Source organism: Novosphingobium bradum, from assembly GCF_042646485.1.
GTDB classification, from domain to species: domain Bacteria; phylum Pseudomonadota; class Alphaproteobacteria; order Sphingomonadales; family Sphingomonadaceae; genus Novosphingobium; species Novosphingobium bradum.
Genome location: NZ_JBHRTQ010000002.1, coordinates 108,283 through 123,625 on the forward strand (window position 1 = coordinate 108,283; position 15,343 = coordinate 123,625).

Annotated in this window: 19 protein-coding genes; 13 read left to right on the top strand and 6 right to left on the bottom strand. The window is 69.0% G+C overall.

Annotated elements, in window-relative coordinates:
* Positions 1 to 13 precede the first annotated feature (13 nt).
* From ACFOD9_RS01655 to nadA, 8 genes are all read left to right on the top strand, one after another.
* Complete coding sequence (locus ACFOD9_RS01655) at positions 14 to 364, top strand: DUF3147 family protein (RefSeq protein ID WP_379508343.1); 351 nt, start codon at positions 14 to 16, stop codon at positions 362 to 364.
* The gene (gene ruvC, locus ACFOD9_RS01660; protein ID WP_379508344.1) at positions 361 to 837 is read left to right on the top strand and encodes a crossover junction endodeoxyribonuclease RuvC; all 477 of its coding nucleotides are present in this window, start codon (positions 361 to 363) and stop codon (positions 835 to 837) included. Before ACFOD9_RS01655 ends, ruvC begins: the two co-directional genes overlap by 4 nt.
* 168 nt (positions 838 to 1,005) lie before the next feature.
* Positions 1,006 to 1,563: a DUF4337 domain-containing protein gene (locus ACFOD9_RS01665; RefSeq protein ID WP_379508345.1), complete on the top strand. Its 558-nt coding sequence runs from the start codon at positions 1,006 to 1,008 to the stop codon at positions 1,561 to 1,563.
* 197 nt (positions 1,564 to 1,760) lie between these two features.
* Complete coding sequence (gene ruvA, locus ACFOD9_RS01670) at positions 1,761 to 2,363, top strand: Holliday junction branch migration protein RuvA (RefSeq protein WP_379508346.1); 603 nt, start codon at positions 1,761 to 1,763, stop codon at positions 2,361 to 2,363.
* A complete protein-coding gene (ruvB, locus tag ACFOD9_RS01675; protein WP_379508347.1) occupies positions 2,360 to 3,412 on the top strand; it encodes a Holliday junction branch migration DNA helicase RuvB in 1,053 nt (350 codons plus the stop codon). Before ruvA ends, ruvB begins: the two co-directional genes overlap by 4 nt.
* Before the next feature lie 231 nt (positions 3,413 to 3,643).
* Positions 3,644 to 4,489: a PEP-CTERM sorting domain-containing protein gene (locus ACFOD9_RS01680; RefSeq protein ID WP_379508348.1), complete on the top strand. Its 846-nt coding sequence runs from the start codon at positions 3,644 to 3,646 to the stop codon at positions 4,487 to 4,489.
* A gap of 82 nt (positions 4,490 to 4,571) precedes the next feature.
* Entirely contained in the window at positions 4,572 to 5,312 is a 741-nt protein-coding gene (locus ACFOD9_RS01685; RefSeq protein WP_379508349.1) for an adenylate cyclase, read from the top strand.
* A 100-nt stretch (positions 5,313 to 5,412) separates the two neighbouring features.
* Positions 5,413 to 6,399, top strand: coding sequence for a quinolinate synthase NadA (nadA, locus tag ACFOD9_RS01690; protein ID WP_379508350.1), 987 nt, complete (start codon positions 5,413 to 5,415; stop codon positions 6,397 to 6,399).
* A 40-nt stretch (positions 6,400 to 6,439) separates the two neighbouring features.
* Here the strand turns inward: nadA and ACFOD9_RS01695 are convergent, their stop codons facing one another.
* Together ACFOD9_RS01695 and lipB are read right to left on the bottom strand one after the other, a co-directional pair.
* Entirely contained in the window at positions 6,440 to 6,724 is a 285-nt protein-coding gene (locus ACFOD9_RS01695) for a hypothetical protein (protein WP_379508351.1), read from the bottom strand.
* A 27-nt stretch (positions 6,725 to 6,751) separates the two neighbouring features.
* Complete coding sequence (lipB, locus tag ACFOD9_RS01700; RefSeq protein ID WP_379508352.1) at positions 6,752 to 7,462, bottom strand: lipoyl(octanoyl) transferase LipB; 711 nt, start codon at positions 7,460 to 7,462, stop codon at positions 6,752 to 6,754.
* A 56-nt stretch (positions 7,463 to 7,518) separates the two neighbouring features.
* On the opposite strand from lipB, the gene ACFOD9_RS01705 reads away from it, so the two are divergent.
* Positions 7,519 to 8,343 (top strand): hypothetical protein, encoded by an 825-nt coding sequence (locus ACFOD9_RS01705; protein ID WP_379508353.1) that lies wholly within the window; start codon positions 7,519 to 7,521, stop codon positions 8,341 to 8,343.
* A gap of 25 nt (positions 8,344 to 8,368) precedes the next feature.
* On the opposite strand, the gene ACFOD9_RS01710 is transcribed toward ACFOD9_RS01705, so the two are convergent.
* Positions 8,369 to 9,712, bottom strand: coding sequence for a TldD/PmbA family protein (locus ACFOD9_RS01710; protein ID WP_379508354.1), 1,344 nt, complete (start codon positions 9,710 to 9,712; stop codon positions 8,369 to 8,371).
* Positions 9,713 to 9,792: 80 nt separating this feature from the next.
* Positions 9,793 to 10,161: a hypothetical protein gene (locus tag ACFOD9_RS01715; protein WP_379508355.1), complete on the bottom strand. Its 369-nt coding sequence runs from the start codon at positions 10,159 to 10,161 to the stop codon at positions 9,793 to 9,795.
* Positions 10,162 to 10,361: 200 nt separating this feature from the next.
* Between ACFOD9_RS01715 and lptB the strand changes: the two genes are divergently transcribed.
* The 4 genes from lptB to ACFOD9_RS01735 all read left to right on the top strand — a co-directional run bounded on the left by lptB (position 10,362) and on the right by ACFOD9_RS01735 (position 13,527).
* The gene (lptB, locus tag ACFOD9_RS01720) at positions 10,362 to 11,147 is read left to right on the top strand and encodes an LPS export ABC transporter ATP-binding protein (protein WP_379508356.1); all 786 of its coding nucleotides are present in this window, start codon (positions 10,362 to 10,364) and stop codon (positions 11,145 to 11,147) included.
* Positions 11,148 to 11,246: 99 nt separating this feature from the next.
* Positions 11,247 to 12,794, top strand: a complete 1,548-nt coding sequence (rpoN, locus tag ACFOD9_RS01725; RefSeq protein ID WP_379508357.1) for an RNA polymerase factor sigma-54 — start codon at positions 11,247 to 11,249, stop codon at positions 12,792 to 12,794.
* Between the two features lie 128 nt (positions 12,795 to 12,922).
* Positions 12,923 to 13,174 (top strand): type II toxin-antitoxin system RelE family toxin, encoded by a 252-nt coding sequence (locus ACFOD9_RS01730; protein ID WP_379508358.1) that lies wholly within the window; start codon positions 12,923 to 12,925, stop codon positions 13,172 to 13,174.
* 11 nt (positions 13,175 to 13,185) lie between these two features.
* Positions 13,186 to 13,527, top strand: a complete 342-nt coding sequence (locus tag ACFOD9_RS01735; protein WP_379508359.1) for a helix-turn-helix transcriptional regulator — start codon at positions 13,186 to 13,188, stop codon at positions 13,525 to 13,527.
* 237 nt (positions 13,528 to 13,764) lie between these two features.
* On the opposite strand, the gene ACFOD9_RS01740 is transcribed toward ACFOD9_RS01735, so the two are convergent.
* Positions 13,765 to 14,592 carry a TIGR00266 family protein gene (locus ACFOD9_RS01740; RefSeq protein ID WP_379508360.1) on the bottom strand — a complete coding sequence of 276 codons (828 nt, stop codon included), beginning with the start codon at positions 14,590 to 14,592 and terminating at the stop codon, positions 13,765 to 13,767.
* Between the two features lie 58 nt (positions 14,593 to 14,650).
* Positions 14,651 to 15,259 (bottom strand): HNH endonuclease, encoded by a 609-nt coding sequence (locus ACFOD9_RS01745; RefSeq protein ID WP_379508449.1) that lies wholly within the window; start codon positions 15,257 to 15,259, stop codon positions 14,651 to 14,653.
* Positions 15,260 to 15,343: the final 84 nt, after the last annotated feature.

Here is a 15,343-nt window from a genome sequence, read left to right on the forward strand (position 1 = left end):
GAGCCAACCCGTAATGTGGCAACTCGCCGCCAAGGCCCTGCTTTCCGGCGTGATGATCGTGGCCATCGCGGAAGTGGGCAAGCGCCTGCCCGCCCTGGCCGCGCTTATCGCCTCGCTCCCGCTGGTCTCGGTGCTGGGGATGATCCTGCTGTGGCACGCCCGGCCCGATGCCGAGAACATGGCCGCCCACGCCGAGGCAACCTTCTGGTACGTCCTGCCCAGCCTGCCGATGTTCCTCCTGATCCCCGTGCTGCTGCGCCACGGCGTATCGTTCTGGGGGGCGCTTGTCGCCGGCTGCGCGCTCACGATCCTGCTCTACCTGCTGATGGCCAGCCTCGGCGCCCGCTTCGGCCTTCGCCTGTGATCATCCTCGGCGTCGATCCGGGCCTCACCTGCACCGGCTGGGGCCTGGTCGCCAAGGCCGGCAGCCGCCTTTCCCACGTGGCCAACGGCCAGATCCGCACCGACATCAAGCTGACCATGGCCGAGCGCCTCGTCCAGCTCGATGCCGCGCTGACCGAGGTGATCCTCGCCCACCGGCCCGATAGCGGCGCGGTGGAGGAGGTTTTCGTCAACGTGAACCCGCAATCCACCCTCAAGCTGGGCCAGGCACGCGGCGTCGCCATGCTGTCGCTTGCCCGCTCGGGGATGCCGGTGGCGGAATATCCCACCAAGGTGATCAAGAAGGCGCTGGTCGGCACCGGCGGGGCCGACAAGAAGCAGATCCAGCATATGCTGAAGGTCCTGCTCCCCGGCGTGAAACTGGCCGGCGAAGACGCCTCCGACGCGCTGGCCGTCGCCATCACCCACGCCAATATGCTGGGCAGCCACCGCTGAGCCCTGCCACGGCCCTGCACGCCCCGGGACCGCTCTGGCTCAACCACCCACCGCCCCCCGTTCGTGTCGAGCGAAGTCGAGACACGCCCCCGCCACCACCACCGCCCCTTACCAATCCGTCAGGTCGCCTTCACCCCCCGGCAAGGCCGGCCCACCCACACCCGCCCCATGGAACTCGAACTCAGCGCCGAGGCAAAGGACAAGCGGCTCAACCGCATGGTCGCGATCACGGTCGTCGTGCTCTCGGTCTGGGCCGGGCTGTGCAACATCAAGGACGGCAATGTCGTCCAGGCCATGGAGCAGGCCCAGTCCGCCTCGGTCGATCGCTGGAACGAATACCAGGCCACCCGCACCAAGCTGCACATCGCGGCTGGCGACCGGGCACTGATCGCCACCCTCGGCGCCGATCCGGCCCGCACTGCCACGGCCCTCGCCGCGCTCGACCATGACATCGCCCGCTACCAGGCCGAATCCCCGGGTCTGGCCCGGGCGGCCAAGGCCCAGTCCGCGCAATACGACGCGCTCAACATCCACGACGACCAGTTCGACGCCGCCGACGCTTCGCTTGCCACCGCCATCTCCATCGCCGCCGTCGCCGCCCTTTCCGAAAGCACCTGGGTTCTCGCCACCAGCTGGGCGTTCGGCCTGTTCGGCCTGTTCATGGGCCTGTGCGGCTTCATGGGGCTCCCCTTCCACCCCGACCTCCTCAGCACGATCCTTGGCTGAACACCGCCCCCTTGCCCCCTCCCGCCCCCCGCCGGGGAGCGGCCGGGGATCCCGAAGCAGGCGGCAGGGCGCTGCTGATCCCTTCCTCCCCTCCCGGGCGGGGAGGGGCCGGGGGAGGGGGACCCACCACGCCGCCCAGCCCTCCCTCGCACACCCACCCTTGCGCCGCCGCCCGTCCCCGGGCATAGGAACAAACCATGATCGCGAAGCTGACCGGCCTGCTCGATGACTTCGGCCCCGACTGGGCGGTGATCGACGTGTCCGGCGTCGGCTACCTGGTGTTCTGCTCGGCCCGCACCCTGGCCCACCTCGGGGTGCGCGGCGATGCCTGCACCGTGTTCACCCAGATGCAGGTGAGCGAGACCGACCAGCGCCTGATCGCCTTTGCCTCTGCGGCGGAGCGGGACTGGTTCCGCCTGCTCACCGCGATCCAGGGCGTCGGCAGCAAGGTCGCCCTCGCGATCCTCTCGGCCCTGACGACAGAGGAACTCCAGCGCGCCTGCGCCGCCGGCGATGCCGCAATGGTCGCCCGCGCCCAGGGCGTTGGCCCCAAACTCGCCGCCCGCATCGTGAATGAGCTGAAGGACAAGGCCGGCGCCTTGCCCACCGCAGCCGGCACAACGTCGCTGACCGCCACACCCGCCGGCAGCGCCAACTCCGACGCCGTCTCCGCCCTGCAAAACCTCGGCTTCAAGCCCAACGTGGCGACGGACGCCGTGGCGCGGGCGCTCGATGACCTGGGCGAAGGCGCCGGGCTGAACGACCTCATCCGCGTGGCGCTGAAGAAGGCCGCGGGATGACCGACAACCCCCTCCTAACCCCCCAGCGCGTGGCCGAAGATGCCGACGCCGCCCTGCGCCCCAAAACGCTGGCCGAATTCGTCGGCCAGGCGGCGGCGAAGGACAACCTCTCGGTCTTCATCGAAAGCGCCAAGTCCCGGCGCGACGTGATGGACCACGTGCTGTTCTATGGCCCGCCGGGCCTGGGCAAAACCACGCTCGCCCAGATCGTCGCGCGCGAACTGGGCGTGGGCTTTCGCGCCACCTCCGGGCCGATCATCGCCAAGTCGGGCGATCTGGCCGCGATCCTCACCAATCTCGAACACGGCGACGTCCTGTTCATAGACGAGATCCACCGCCTCAATCCCCAGGTGGAGGAAGTCCTCTACCCCGCGATGGAAGACCGCGCGCTTGATCTGATCATCGGCGAAGGCCCGTCCGCCCGCTCGGTGCGGATCGATCTGCCGCCCTTCACCCTCATCGGCGCCACCACCCGGCAAGGCCTGCTCACCACCCCCTTGCGCGATCGCTTCGGCATTCCCGTGCGCCTCCAGTTCTACACCGTGCCCGAGCTGGAACGCGTGGTCACGCGCGGCGCCGGGCTGCTGGGTATCGGGATCGAGCCGGAAGGCGCGCGCGAGATCGCCCGCCGCGCGCGCGGCACCCCGCGCGTTGCCGGCCGGCTGCTGCGCCGGGTCCGCGATTTCGCCCATGTCGGCGGGTCCGAGGTGATCACCCGCGCCATCGCCGACAATTCGCTCACCCGCCTCGAAGTGGACTCGCTCGGCCTCGACGCGCAGGACCGGCGCTATCTCCACATGATCGCCGATATCTACAAGGGCGGCCCCGTGGGCGTGGAAACCCTGGCGGCGGGCCTCTCCGAACCGCGCGACACCATCGAGGACGTGATCGAGCCCTACCTGATCCAGTTGGGCCTCGTCGCGCGCACCGCGCGCGGGCGCTGCCTCAACGATCGGGCCTGGCAGCACCTGGGAATCGCCCCGCCGATCGCCCCCCTCGCCGGCGGGCAGACCGGGCTGTTCGACCAGGGCGATCCGGCCGGCGATTAAGCAAGCCCCCCCCATTCGGTGCCATAGCGGGACAGGTTGCGCGCCCTGTCCCGCCACGGGGCAGGAAACCGCAAATTCGCGCCTCCAGACTCGGTTAACGCAATTGTCGTAGCGGGCTCTCTCTGCGCTTCTCCACTGCGGGGCAGACGATTGCGGCCGGATTCCCCAGGCCGCCGATCGCATCCGCCCCCGATGACGAGAGAGAGATTTATGTCGGTTCGGACGGCCCTTGTGAAACTCGCGGCAACAGCTGCCGGTGGCGCGCTGCTCGGCGGCGGCGCCGTCCACGTGGCGGAAGCGCCCAAGACCACGAACCCGCAATACGTCAAGCACGCCAAGGGCACCGCGCCGGTCAAGGCCCAGCGCACGATCCCGCACCGCGCCCACCGCATGGCCGCCCCGCGCCAGGTCAAGCGCATCCGCCGCGTGATCACCCGCACCACCACCACCTGCGAGCCCGCGCCGCAGATGGCCATGGCCGCGGTGCCGATGCTCCCGCCTCTCCCCCCGCAGACCGGCGGCGGCGGCGGCACGCCGGTGGTGATCGGCGGCGGCTATGGCGGCGGCTTCGGCGGCGGGTTCTTCGGCGGCTTCTTCGGTGGCGGCGGGTCTTCGGGCGGCAATGTCGTGATCACCTCGACCAGCACCGGCTCCACCAGCACCTCGGGGGGCTCCACCAGCTCGTCGGGCGGGTCCAGCAGCACCAGCAGCGGCGGCAGCTCCTCCTCCACCAGCTCGGGCAATGTCTCGACGAGTTCGGGCAATGTCTCGACCAGCTCCGGCAATGTCTCCACCTCGAGCTCGACCTCAACCTCCTCGGGCAACGTGACGACCTCGACCAGCACCTCGTCGTCCTCGTCAACCTCGTCCTCGTCGTCGACCAGCAGCTCGACCTCCACCTCGTCCTCGACCTCCAGCTCGACCAGCTCGTCCACCTCCAGCTCCAGCGGTGGGCATCACGATCATGGCTCGTCGGGCGGCACCGAAGTGCCCGCGCCGCCGATGCTGGTGCTGTTCGGCGCAGCCGCCGCGGCCATGGTCGGGCGCCGGCGGATCGGGCGCAAGCAAGCCGCCTGAGCGGCGATCGCCTAAACGCTTGGAGGCACTAGCCGTTCGGTTTACACTGCACCCCACTGGGTAAAGTGGGGAGTACCCGAACATGGCAACCGTGGCCGCCGCTCCGGCGCAATCGTCCGTTACGCCGTCCTATGCCGCCAGCCAGCCCTTCTTCGTGAAGCTGGCCTGGCTCCTGTCGGCCATCATCGTCGTGGGCTTCGCGCAGCACGCCGCGCTCGGCCGGGTCAATATCCCCGCCGTGCCGATCTGGGTCCACTTCCACGGCCTGCTGATGCTCTCGTGGCTGGCGCTGTTCATCACCCAGAACCGCCTTGCCGCCAGCGGCAACCTGGCGCTGCACCGCAAGCTGGGCTGGATCGGCGCCTTCCTGATCTGCGCGATCGCCGGCCTGGCCTATTTCACCGGCACGATGAGCTTGGTGCTCCATCGCTACCCGCCGTTCTTCACCGCGCCCTTCTTCCTCGCGCTGACCACGATCGATACCACCGCCTTCGTCGGCCTGGTCCTCGCCGGGATCGTCAACCGCGGCGATACCGAAACCCACCGCCGCCTGATCGCCGGCGGCACGATTCTGATCCTCGAGCCCGCCTTCGGCCGGCTCCTGCCGATGCCGCTCATCGGCGGGGAAACCGGCGAATGGATCGTCATGGCCATCCAGCTCGGCTTCGTCGCCGCCATCGCCCGGCACGATCGCCGCACCCTGGGCCGCATCCACAATGCCACGGTCTCGGTGGCCGTGGTCGTGGTGCTCGCCCACCTGGTGGTCCACTTCGCGGCGCAAAGCGGCCCGGTCATCGCCCTGGCCCAGCGCCTGGGCGGCTGACCCGGCCCGGCCCGCAAATTTCGCTTGGGCTTGGCCGCTCCAGTTCCTATCTGCGCCATTCCGGTCAGGACATCCTGACCCCTCGGGGATTTGCGCCAAGATGACTGCCCAGCCGCTGAACCTGTCCGGCCTTGACCTGCGCGCCGAGATTGATCGCCTGCGCCGGGAGCGCAAGGCCGTCATCCTCGCCCACTATTACCAGCGCCCCGAGATCCAGGACCTGGCGGACTATATCGGCGACAGCCTCGAACTGTCGAAGAAGGCCGCAGCCTCCGATGCCGAGGTGATCGCCTTTTGCGGCGTGAAGTTCATGGCCGAAACCGCCAAGATCCTCGCCCCCGAAAAAACCGTGATCCTGCCCGACGTGAACGCGGGCTGCAGCCTTGAAGACGCCTGCCCGCCCGAAAAGTTCAAGGCCTTCCGCGAGGCCCATCCCGATCACATCGCCCTCACCTACATCAACTGCTCGACCGAGGTGAAGGCGCTGTCCGACGTGATCGTCACCTCCTCCAGCGCCGAAACCATCCTCCAGCAGATCCCGGCCGACCAGAAGATCATCTTCGGACCCGATCGGCACCTGGGCGGCTATCTCAACCGCAAGTTCGGGCGCGATATGCTGCTCTGGCCGGGCGTGTGCATCGTCCACGAAGCCTTCTCGGAAACCGAGCTGCTCAAGCTCAAGGGCCAGCATCCCACGGCGCCGATCGCCGCCCACCCGGAATGCCCGCCGCACATTGTCGACCACGCCGATTATGTCGGCTCCACCAGCGGCATCCTGCAATTCGCCAAGACCATGCCGGGCGATACCCTGATCGTCGCCACCGAGCCGCACATCATCCACCAGATGGAACTGGCCCTGCCGGGCAAGACCTTCATCGGCGCGCCGGGCGCCGACGGCAACTGCAACTGCAACATCTGCCCCTACATGGCGCTCAACACGCTGGAAAAGCTCTATGTCGCCCTGCGCGACCTGACCCCGCAGATCCATATCGAGGAAGGCTTGCGCCTCCAGGCGAAGAAAAGCCTCGACCGGATGCTGGAGATGGCCAGCGGCACGGTGGGCAAGGGCGATCTCGGCCGCGCCTGAGCGCCCCCACCAAGCCGGCGCAGCCGCCTCGCCGCCACCCTCAATCCGCGCCAGCGGTTCCCTCCGCCGCCGGGGCGGCCACGGCGCCGTCGCCGCCGGCCGCTTCCGTCGCCGTCCCCGCCGCCTGCTTGCCCCCCGCGCCGCGCTCGGCACGCGGATCGAGCGGGGGCTGCGAGGTCAGGCGATCCTGCGGCAGCATCGCGTCGCTGGCCGTGCCGGGCAGGATCTCGCCGCCCGCCACTGCCCCGGGCGCGGCCTCGCGCTTGCAAGCCGCCGGCACCAGGGCCAGCGCGATCAGCAGGGGGGCAAGGCGGCGAATGGGCATCAAAACTCTCCGGGCAAAAGCATCATGTTACGGGCAGGGCCGCTCCAGCGCGGCGAGGAAAGCGGGGCCGGCCGCCAGCAGCGCCGCATCCCACTGCGCCGCGCTCACCTCCAGCCCCAGCGCGGCGAGGCTGGTCACCCCGTATTCCTCGATCCCGCAGGGCACGATCCCGGTAAAATGCGTGAGGTCAGGCGACAGGTTCACCGCGAAGCCGTGCATCGTCACCCAGCGGCGCACCCGTACGCCGATGGCGCCGATCTTGGCCTCGCCGCGCGCCGGATCATGGGTCCAGATCCCGATCCGCCCTTCCGCGCGCCAGGCCTCCACCCCGAAGCTGGCCAGCGCGGCGATCACCCAGCCCTCCAGCGCGTGGACGAAACCCTTCACATCGCGCGCGCGGCGCGCGAGATCGAGCAGGACATAGCCCACCCGCTGGCCCGGCCCGTGATAGGTATAGCGCCCGCCGCGCCCGGCGCTGACCACCTCGAAGCGCGGATCGAGCAATTCCGATGGGGCCGCGCTGGTCCCGGCGGTGTAGACGGGGGGATGCTCGAGCAGCCAGACCAGTTCATCGGCCTTGCCCTCGTGGCCAGTCCCCTCGTGGATCGCGGCGTTGCGCGCGGTCATTTCCGCCAGCGCTTCGGCATAGGGGACCAGGCCGCTTTGCGCGCGCCATTCGATGGTGGAAGGCCAGGTTCCGGCAGCCATCGGGGAAATGGACGGGGACAGGTCGGTCATCGCGCGTTGCCTGCGCGCAATCGCTGCGGTTATCAAGGGGCGATGAGGACCAGCCGATGACCGCCGCCCGCCCCCGCCCCCACGTGCCCTTCGACAGCAACCGCGCCTGGACCAGGGCCGCCGCCGCCATTCGCGCCAACCGCGAGGTGGTCTTCGCGCTGGCTGGCGTGTTCTTCCTCCTGCCCAGCCTGGCCCTGGCCCTGCTGTTCCCCCAGCCTGAACCGACCTCGGTTCAGGCGATGATGGCGCAGATGGAGCACCAGCCGCCCCAGCAACTGGCGGTGCAGGTGCTGGTCATGCTGCTCCAGGCCGCCGGCACCCTCGGCCTGCTCACCCTCCTGACCGACCGCGCCCGCCCCACCGTGGGCGAGGCGATCCGCGCCGGCTTCGCCGCGCTCCTCCCCTATATCGCCAGCCAGGTGATCCTGGGCATGGGGCTGGGCATGGTGTTCCTGATCCTCGCCGGCCTGTTCGGCGCCCTTGGCGCGCCGGCCGTGGGCCTCGCCGCCTGCGCGGCGCTCGCCTTGCCGGTGATGATCCGCTTCGCGCTGACCGCCCCGGTGGTCGCCATCGAGAAATGGCGCAATCCGCTGGCCGCGCTGCGCCGCGCCTGGCAGCTCACCAAGGGCAACACCCTGCGCGTGCTGGGCTTCTTCGCGCTGATCCTGCTGGTCTTCGTCGTGGTGATCTCGGTGATCAGCGGCCTGTCGGGGATCGTCCTGGCCCTGCTGCTCCCGGCCACGCTTGCCGCGATCATCGGCAAGGTGATCGCCGCCGCGCTGGGCGCAGGCATGGTCGTGGTCATGGTCGCCTGCCTCGCCGCCACCCACGCGCAGCTCGCCGGCGGCAAGACCGACCCCTTCGACCAGACCTTCGGGTAAGGCTCCCGTTCCCCAACCGGGAACGTCAGTCCCCCGCCACGGTCATCCCGTCGACCCGCAGCGTCGGCACGTTGACCGCGCGATACCACTCCAGGTCATTGGCCGCCCGCAGGCGCCCGAACATGGCGATCAGGTTGCCGGCAATGGTGAACTCGGCCACCGGCCCGGCGATCTGGCCGTTGACGATCCGAAGCCCCGAAGCCCCCCGGCTGTAATCGCCGGTCACCCCGTTGACCCCCATGCCGATCACCTCGGTAACATAGACCCCGTCGGCGATGTCGGCGATCAGCTCGGCCGGGGTCTGCGCGCCCGCGGCAATGTGGGTGTTGCTCACGCCGATGCCGGGGGCGCCGCCGCCGCGCGTGGCGTGGCCGGTCGGCCGCCCGCCCAGTTGGCGCGCCGCCGCCGCGTTCATCAGCCAGCCGGTGAGCCGGCCATTCTCCACCAGCACCCGCCGCGCGGTGGGCAGGCCTTCGCCGTCGAACGGCCGGGAGCGCAGGCCGCGCGGGCGCAGCGGCTCGTCGATGATGGTGATGTCCTCGGGAAAGATCCGCGCGCCATCATGCTCCAGCAGGAAGCTGGCGCGCCGGGCGATCGCGCTGCCGGCCATGGCCGAGACCAGGTGCCCCACCAGCGAACCGCCCACCCGGGGATCGAACACCACCGGCATCGGCCCGCTGGCCAGCCGCCCCGGCGCAAGGCGGGCCACGGCGCGCTCGCCGGCCAGACGGCCGATCTCGTCCACGCTCGGCAGGTCGGCGCGGTGGCGGGCGCTGCGCCAGGCATGGTCGCGCTGCATCCCCGCGCCCTCGCCGGCCACCACGCTGGCCGATAGGCCGTGGCTCGTGGTGAGGTAGCCGCCGACGAAACCGTGGCTGGTGGCCAGCGCCATGACCGTGCGGCCGGCACTGGCGCTGCCGCCCTGGCTGTTGGTCACCCCGGCCACGGCCAGCGCCGCCGCCTCGGCCGCCTCGGCCCATTCGCGCAAGTGCGCGGGGCTGGGCGCGTCATCGTCGGCCAGGTCCAGCTCGGGCAGGGGGCCGCGCGCCAGCATATCTTCTGGCGCCAGCGCGGCATTGGGATCTTCCGGCGCGGCGCGGGCCATGGCCACCGCGCGCGCCGCCAGCTCATCGAGCGCCGCGTCGCCAAGGTCGCTCGACCCGATCGAGGCCGATCCCGTACCGGCAAACACCCTGAGCGAGACGTGCTCGCTCTCCGAGCGCTCCAGGTCCTCCAGCTTGCCCAGCCGCACCGCCACGCTCTCCGAGGCATCGGCATAGTAGACCGCATCGGCGGCATCGGCGCCGGCCTTGCGGGCACGGTCGATCAGGGCGGCGGCGCGGCCTTGCGCGGCGGAAACATCGAGCATCCCCGCGATCTAGCGACCAGAGCGCCCCAGCGGAAGGGGCCGGCGGGAAAATGGCCCGGGAAGGCGCGACCCCCGCGCGATCAGCGCCCGAAAGCCCAGGCCAGCGCCTTGAGCAGCGCGGTCAGCCCGATCGGCAGCCCGATCGCCAGCAGCCACAGGCCGGTGCAGTCGCGGCGGAAGGCCGCAGCCAGCGCCGGATCATGGGATGACGCCTCGTCCAGCGATTGCCAGCGCCGCTCGGTGCAGCGGCAGGCGGGAATGATCGCCACCACCAGCACCACCAGCGCCACATAGGGCAGCAGCGAACTGCGCCGCCCTTCCAGCGCGCCCACGGTGAGGAAGATCTGCAATCCGGTATAGACCAGCAGCGCATAGGCCACCTGGTTGCTCATCCGCCGACGCCAGTCGGGCTGCGGCCGATCGACCGCCTGGGGCTTCGTTCCGACCATGATGCGCCTTCCCTCTCCACGCAGGCGTTTGCGCGCAATAGACCATCGCGCCCGGCATTTGGCAAGCGGTTGCGCGGGCGCGCGCCGGCCCCCGCGCGCCCGGCCATGCATGAAACTTGCCAATCCGCGCGCCAAATGGCCAAACCGGATGGATTGGCCGCTTGAAGTGCCGCCGGGGCCAGCCTAAACCGCCGGTTCAGATGAGTGATATCGCGGAAACCCCCACGGCCTCCGAAGTCGTAAGCGCCATGCAGCCCATCCCCCAGGGCGGGCTGGAAGTGATCTCCATCGCCAAAAGCTATGACAAGCGGGCCGTGCTCTCCGATATCTCGCTCTCGGTCGGCAAGGGCGAAGTGCTCGGCCTGCTCGGCCCCAACGGCGCGGGCAAGACCACGTGCTTCTATTCGATCATGGGCCTGGTTCGCCCCGATTCGGGCCGCATCCTGATGGATGGCGTGGATGTCACCCTGCTGCCGATGTATCGCCGCGCGATCCTCGGCCTGGGCTACCTCCCGCAGGAAACCTCGATCTTCCGCGGGATGACCGTGGAACAGAACATCGCCTGCGTGCTCGAACTGGTCGAACCCGATTCTGATGTGCGCGCCGCCGAACTGGAACGCCTGCTTTCCGAATTCGGCCTCACCCGCCTGCGCTCCAGCGCGGCCATGGCGCTGTCGGGCGGCGAACGGCGCCGCTGCGAAATTGCCCGCGCGCTGGCCGCCAAACCCTCGATCATGCTGCTCGATGAACCGTTCGCCGGGATCGATCCGCTCTCGATCAGCGATATCCGCCACCTCGTGATCGATCTCAAGCAGCGCGGCATCGGCGTGCTGATCACCGATCACAACGTGCGCGAAACGCTCGATATCGTCGATCGCGCCTGCATCATCTATGGCGGCCAGGTGCTCTTTGCCGGCAGCCCCGAAGCGCTGGTGGCCGATGAAAACGTGCGCCGGCTCTATCTCGGCGAAGGCTTTACCCTGTGAAATCCCACGTCATCCCGGCAGCTGCCGGGATCGCTGGCAGGTTTGCGCCGGGCGGCCAGCGGTCCCGGATCAGGTCCGGGACGACGGACTGGTAGAATCATGGCCCTCGGCCCCCGCCTCGATCTCAGGCAAAGCCAATCGCTGGTGATGACCCCGCAGCTCCAGCAGGCGATCAAGCTGCTGGCGCTGTCCAACCTCGAAGTCGAAACCTTCATCGGCGAGGCGCTCGAGGCCAATCCCCTGCTCGATCTGGGCACGCCGGCCCCGGCGCCCGAAGATGCGCCGCCCGCAGACCAGCGCCGCACCACGCTGGAATCCTCCCCGGTCGATCAATTGATCGGCGAAGGCCGCGCTGGCGAAGATCGCCCGCTCGACGTCGATGCCTCCGCCCTCGACCTTGACCGCGATACCGGCGACCTTGCCTTCTCCGCCCAATATTCCAGCGCCGGCCAATCCGCCGCCACCGCCCAGTCCCCCGGCGGCGGCGAAGCGCCCGACATCGCCGAGCGCGGCGGGGCGGGCGAAACCCTCGCCCAGCATCTCCACGCCCAGGTCGGCCCGGCCGCGCGCGATCCGCAGGTGGCCGTCATCGCCCATGCCCTGGTCGATCAGCTTGACGAGGCCGGCTACCTCACCCTGCCGCTGGCCGAAGCGGCCGCCGATCTCGGCGTCTCGCCCGAACAGGCCGAGGTCGCCCTCGCCCTCGTCCAGTCGCTCGATCCCACCGGGGTCGGCGCGCGCAATCTCGCCGAATGCCTCGCCCTCCAGGCCCGCGAGGCCGATCGCCATGATCCGGCCATGGCCCGCCTGCTGGATAACCTCGATCTCCTCGCCCGCGGCGAACTGGCCCGGCTGAAGCGGATGTGCGGGGTGGATGATGAGGATTTCGCCCAGATGCTCGCCGAACTGCGCGGCTACGATCCCCGGCCCGGCCTGCGCTTTGGCGAAGCCACCAGCGAACCCATCGTCCCCGACGTGCTGGTGCGCGCGCGGGTCGATGCCCATGGCCAGCCCGACGGCTGGTCGATCGCCATCAACCAGGCCACCCTGCCCCGCCTCGTCGTCAACCGCTCCTACTATGTCGAACTGCGCGGCGCCTGCGCCGACAAGGCTTCGCGCGGCTGGCTCTCGGAAAAGCTGGCCGATGCCAACTGGCTGCTCAAGGCCTTGGACCAGCGCCAGAAAACCATCCTCAAGGTCACCGCCGAGATCGTGCGCCAGCAGGATGGCTTCTTCCGCCACGGGGTCTCGCACCTCAAGCCCCTCACCCTGCGCGCGGTGGCCGAAACCATCGGGATGCACGAAAGCACGGTCAGCCGCGTCACCTCCAACAAGTACCTCAATTGCGCGCGCGGCACCTATGAACTGAAATACTTCTTCACCTCCGGCGTCGCCCGCACCCCCGCCGCCGGCGGCGGGGCCGAAGGCGAAGGCGGCGCCTCGGCCGAAGCGGTCAAGGCCGCGATCCGCCAGCTGATCGAAGCCGAAGCCCCAACCGCCATCCTGTCGGACGATGCCCTGGTCGACCTCCTGAAAACCAAAGGCTTCGACCTCGCCCGCCGCACCGTCGCCAAATACCGCGAAGCCATCGGCCTCGGCTCCTCGGTCCAGCGCCGGAGGCAGAAGGCGCTGGCGGGGATCCGCTAACCACCGCCCCCCCCAAAAGCCCCTGCCCGTCGGGGAGGGGGTAGGGAGGGGGCTCAACACCAATGCAACCACCAGCACGACCAATGTAGCCCTTGACTACAGCGCGGCCACAAGCTACACCCGCAACAATGCGGCAGGTGACCTATACCAGGGCAGCGCTCAAGGTTCTGCGGCGCCTGCCGGCCAACGTCGCCTTGCGGATCACCGGCAAGGTGGCGGAATATGCGGCCAACCCCGCCACGCTGGCCAACAACGTCACCGCCCTCAAGGGCCGCCCGGGCATCCGGCTTCGCGTCGGCGATTGGCGCGTTATCATGAACGAGGATGGCGTGGTGCTGGCCGTGCTCGAAATCGGTCCTCGCGGCGGGGTCTACGAATAATGGAGATGACCATGGGCGAAATGATCACGATTCCGCTCGAAGAATACCGGGCGCTGCAAGCCGCATCGGAAGATCTCGCCGATCTGCGCGCCTATGACCGCGCCACGGCGGCCCTGTCCGCCGGCGAGGACGAACTGGTCCCCGCCGCCGTGGTCGATCGCCTCCTCGCCGGGCAAAGCCCCTTGCGCGTCTGGCGCGAACACCGCGCCCTCACCCAGTCCGCCCTCGCCGCCACCTCCGGCGTCAACCGCGTCCAGATCGCCGACATCGAGGCCGGCCGCAAGAAAGGCTCGCTAGAAACGGCCAGGAAGCTCGCCGAAGCCCTGGCGATCGCGCTTGACGATCTGGCCTAGCCACCAAAATCACACGTCTGCCGTGATTTTTCGGGGATGTGGCAATTACGGTGACAATTACGGTGACAGCAATTACGGTGACACAATTACGGTGCAATTACGGTGACAGTTTACTAAATCCCCAAACCTGCGTAACCATCCACGAATAAACCGTCGCCCCCTGCCGCTACCGTTGGGCGGGGACACGGAATACCGTGCCCCCGTGTGTCCGCAGCGTCGCCGCGCCCAAAGCCCCCATCAATTCCCGTCGATCAGGTTCCCCAGCCCGCCCAGCAGCGAGCCTTCGCCCCGGTTCTGGCCGCCCATCGGCATGGCCGTGGCGATCACCCGGCCGGCCAGGCGGGCGAAGGGAAGCGACTGGATCCACACCTTGCCCGGTCCGCGCAGGCGGGCGAAGAACACGCCTTCGCCGCCGAAGACCATGGTCTTGACGCTGCCGGCCGAAACCAGGTCGAATTCCACCGAAGGGGTATAGGCGGCCAGGCACCCGGTATCGACGTGCAGTTCCTCGCCGGCGGCCAGCTCGCGCTCCACCACGGTGCCGCCCATCTGGACGAAAACCCAGCCATCGCCTTCCAGGCGCTGCATGATGAAGCCTTCGCCGCCGAACAGCCCGGTCATCACCTTGCGCTGGAAGTGGACCCCGATGGACACGCCCTTGGCGGCGCACAGGAAGGCATCCTTCTGGCAGATCAGGGTGCCGCCCAGCTCGTCCAGCTTCATCGGCAGGATCGCGCCGGGCACCGGCGCGGCGAAGGCCACGCGGGCTTTTCCGCTGCCGTTATGGGTGAACACGGTGGTGAACAGGCTCTCCCCCGTCACCAGCCGCTTGCCCGCGCCCAAGAGCTTGCCCATGAACCCGCCTTCCGCGCCGCGCCCGTCGCCGAACACGGTGGTCATGCCCACGGCGGCATCCTTCCACACCATGGCCCCGGCTTCGGCCACGGCAGACTCGCCCGGATCAAGCTCGATCTCGACGAATTGCAGCTCCTGTCCCTTGATCTCGAAATCGATGTCGTCGGCAAGCGAAGGGTTGCGGGCGTGCGACCAGGGGCTGGCGGTCATGCGATAGGTCTCCAGGGATGTTGCAGTGGCGTTGCAGGGCGGTTGTAGCCGGCGCGGCTCAGGCGTCCAGTTCGACGTCCCAGTAAAGCCAGTCCCGCCAGGTTTCGTGCAGGTAATTGGGCGGAAAACCGCGCCCGCGCTCCTGCAAGTGCCAGGAAGTCGGCCGGATCGGCTCGACCAGCAGGGGCATCTGCGCCTGTCTGGGGGTGCGCCCGCCCTTCCTCATGTTGCACGGCGCGCAAGCCGTCGCCACGTTCTCCCACGAGGTCTTGCCGCCCAGCCGGCGCGGGACCACATGATCGAAGGTGAGGTGCTGGGGGGAGCCGCAATACTGGCAGGAGAACCGATCGCGCAGGAACACGTTGAACCGAGTAAAGGCCGGAAACTCGCTGGTTTTCACGAATTGGCGAAGCGCGATCACCGATGGGATCGGCATGGCGGCGCTGGGCGAATGGACCTCTCGCTCGTAGCTCGCGACAATGTCCACCCGCTCCAGGAACACCGCCTTGATCGCGGTCTGCCAGGGCCACAGGCTCAGCGGATAGTAGGACAGCGGGGTATAGTCGGCATTGAGGACCAGGGCAGGACAATCGGCCAGGTGCCGGGAGGGATCCCCCTCCGCGCTGCGGAACCGGGCCGCGCGCTCGATCAGCTCGCGCTTGAGCATGGCCTCTGGTGGCGCGCGGGCATGGCGGTTTGATGACAGGCGGTTTGCTGACAAGCCATGGGCGAAATCCAGCACTTGCCGCCG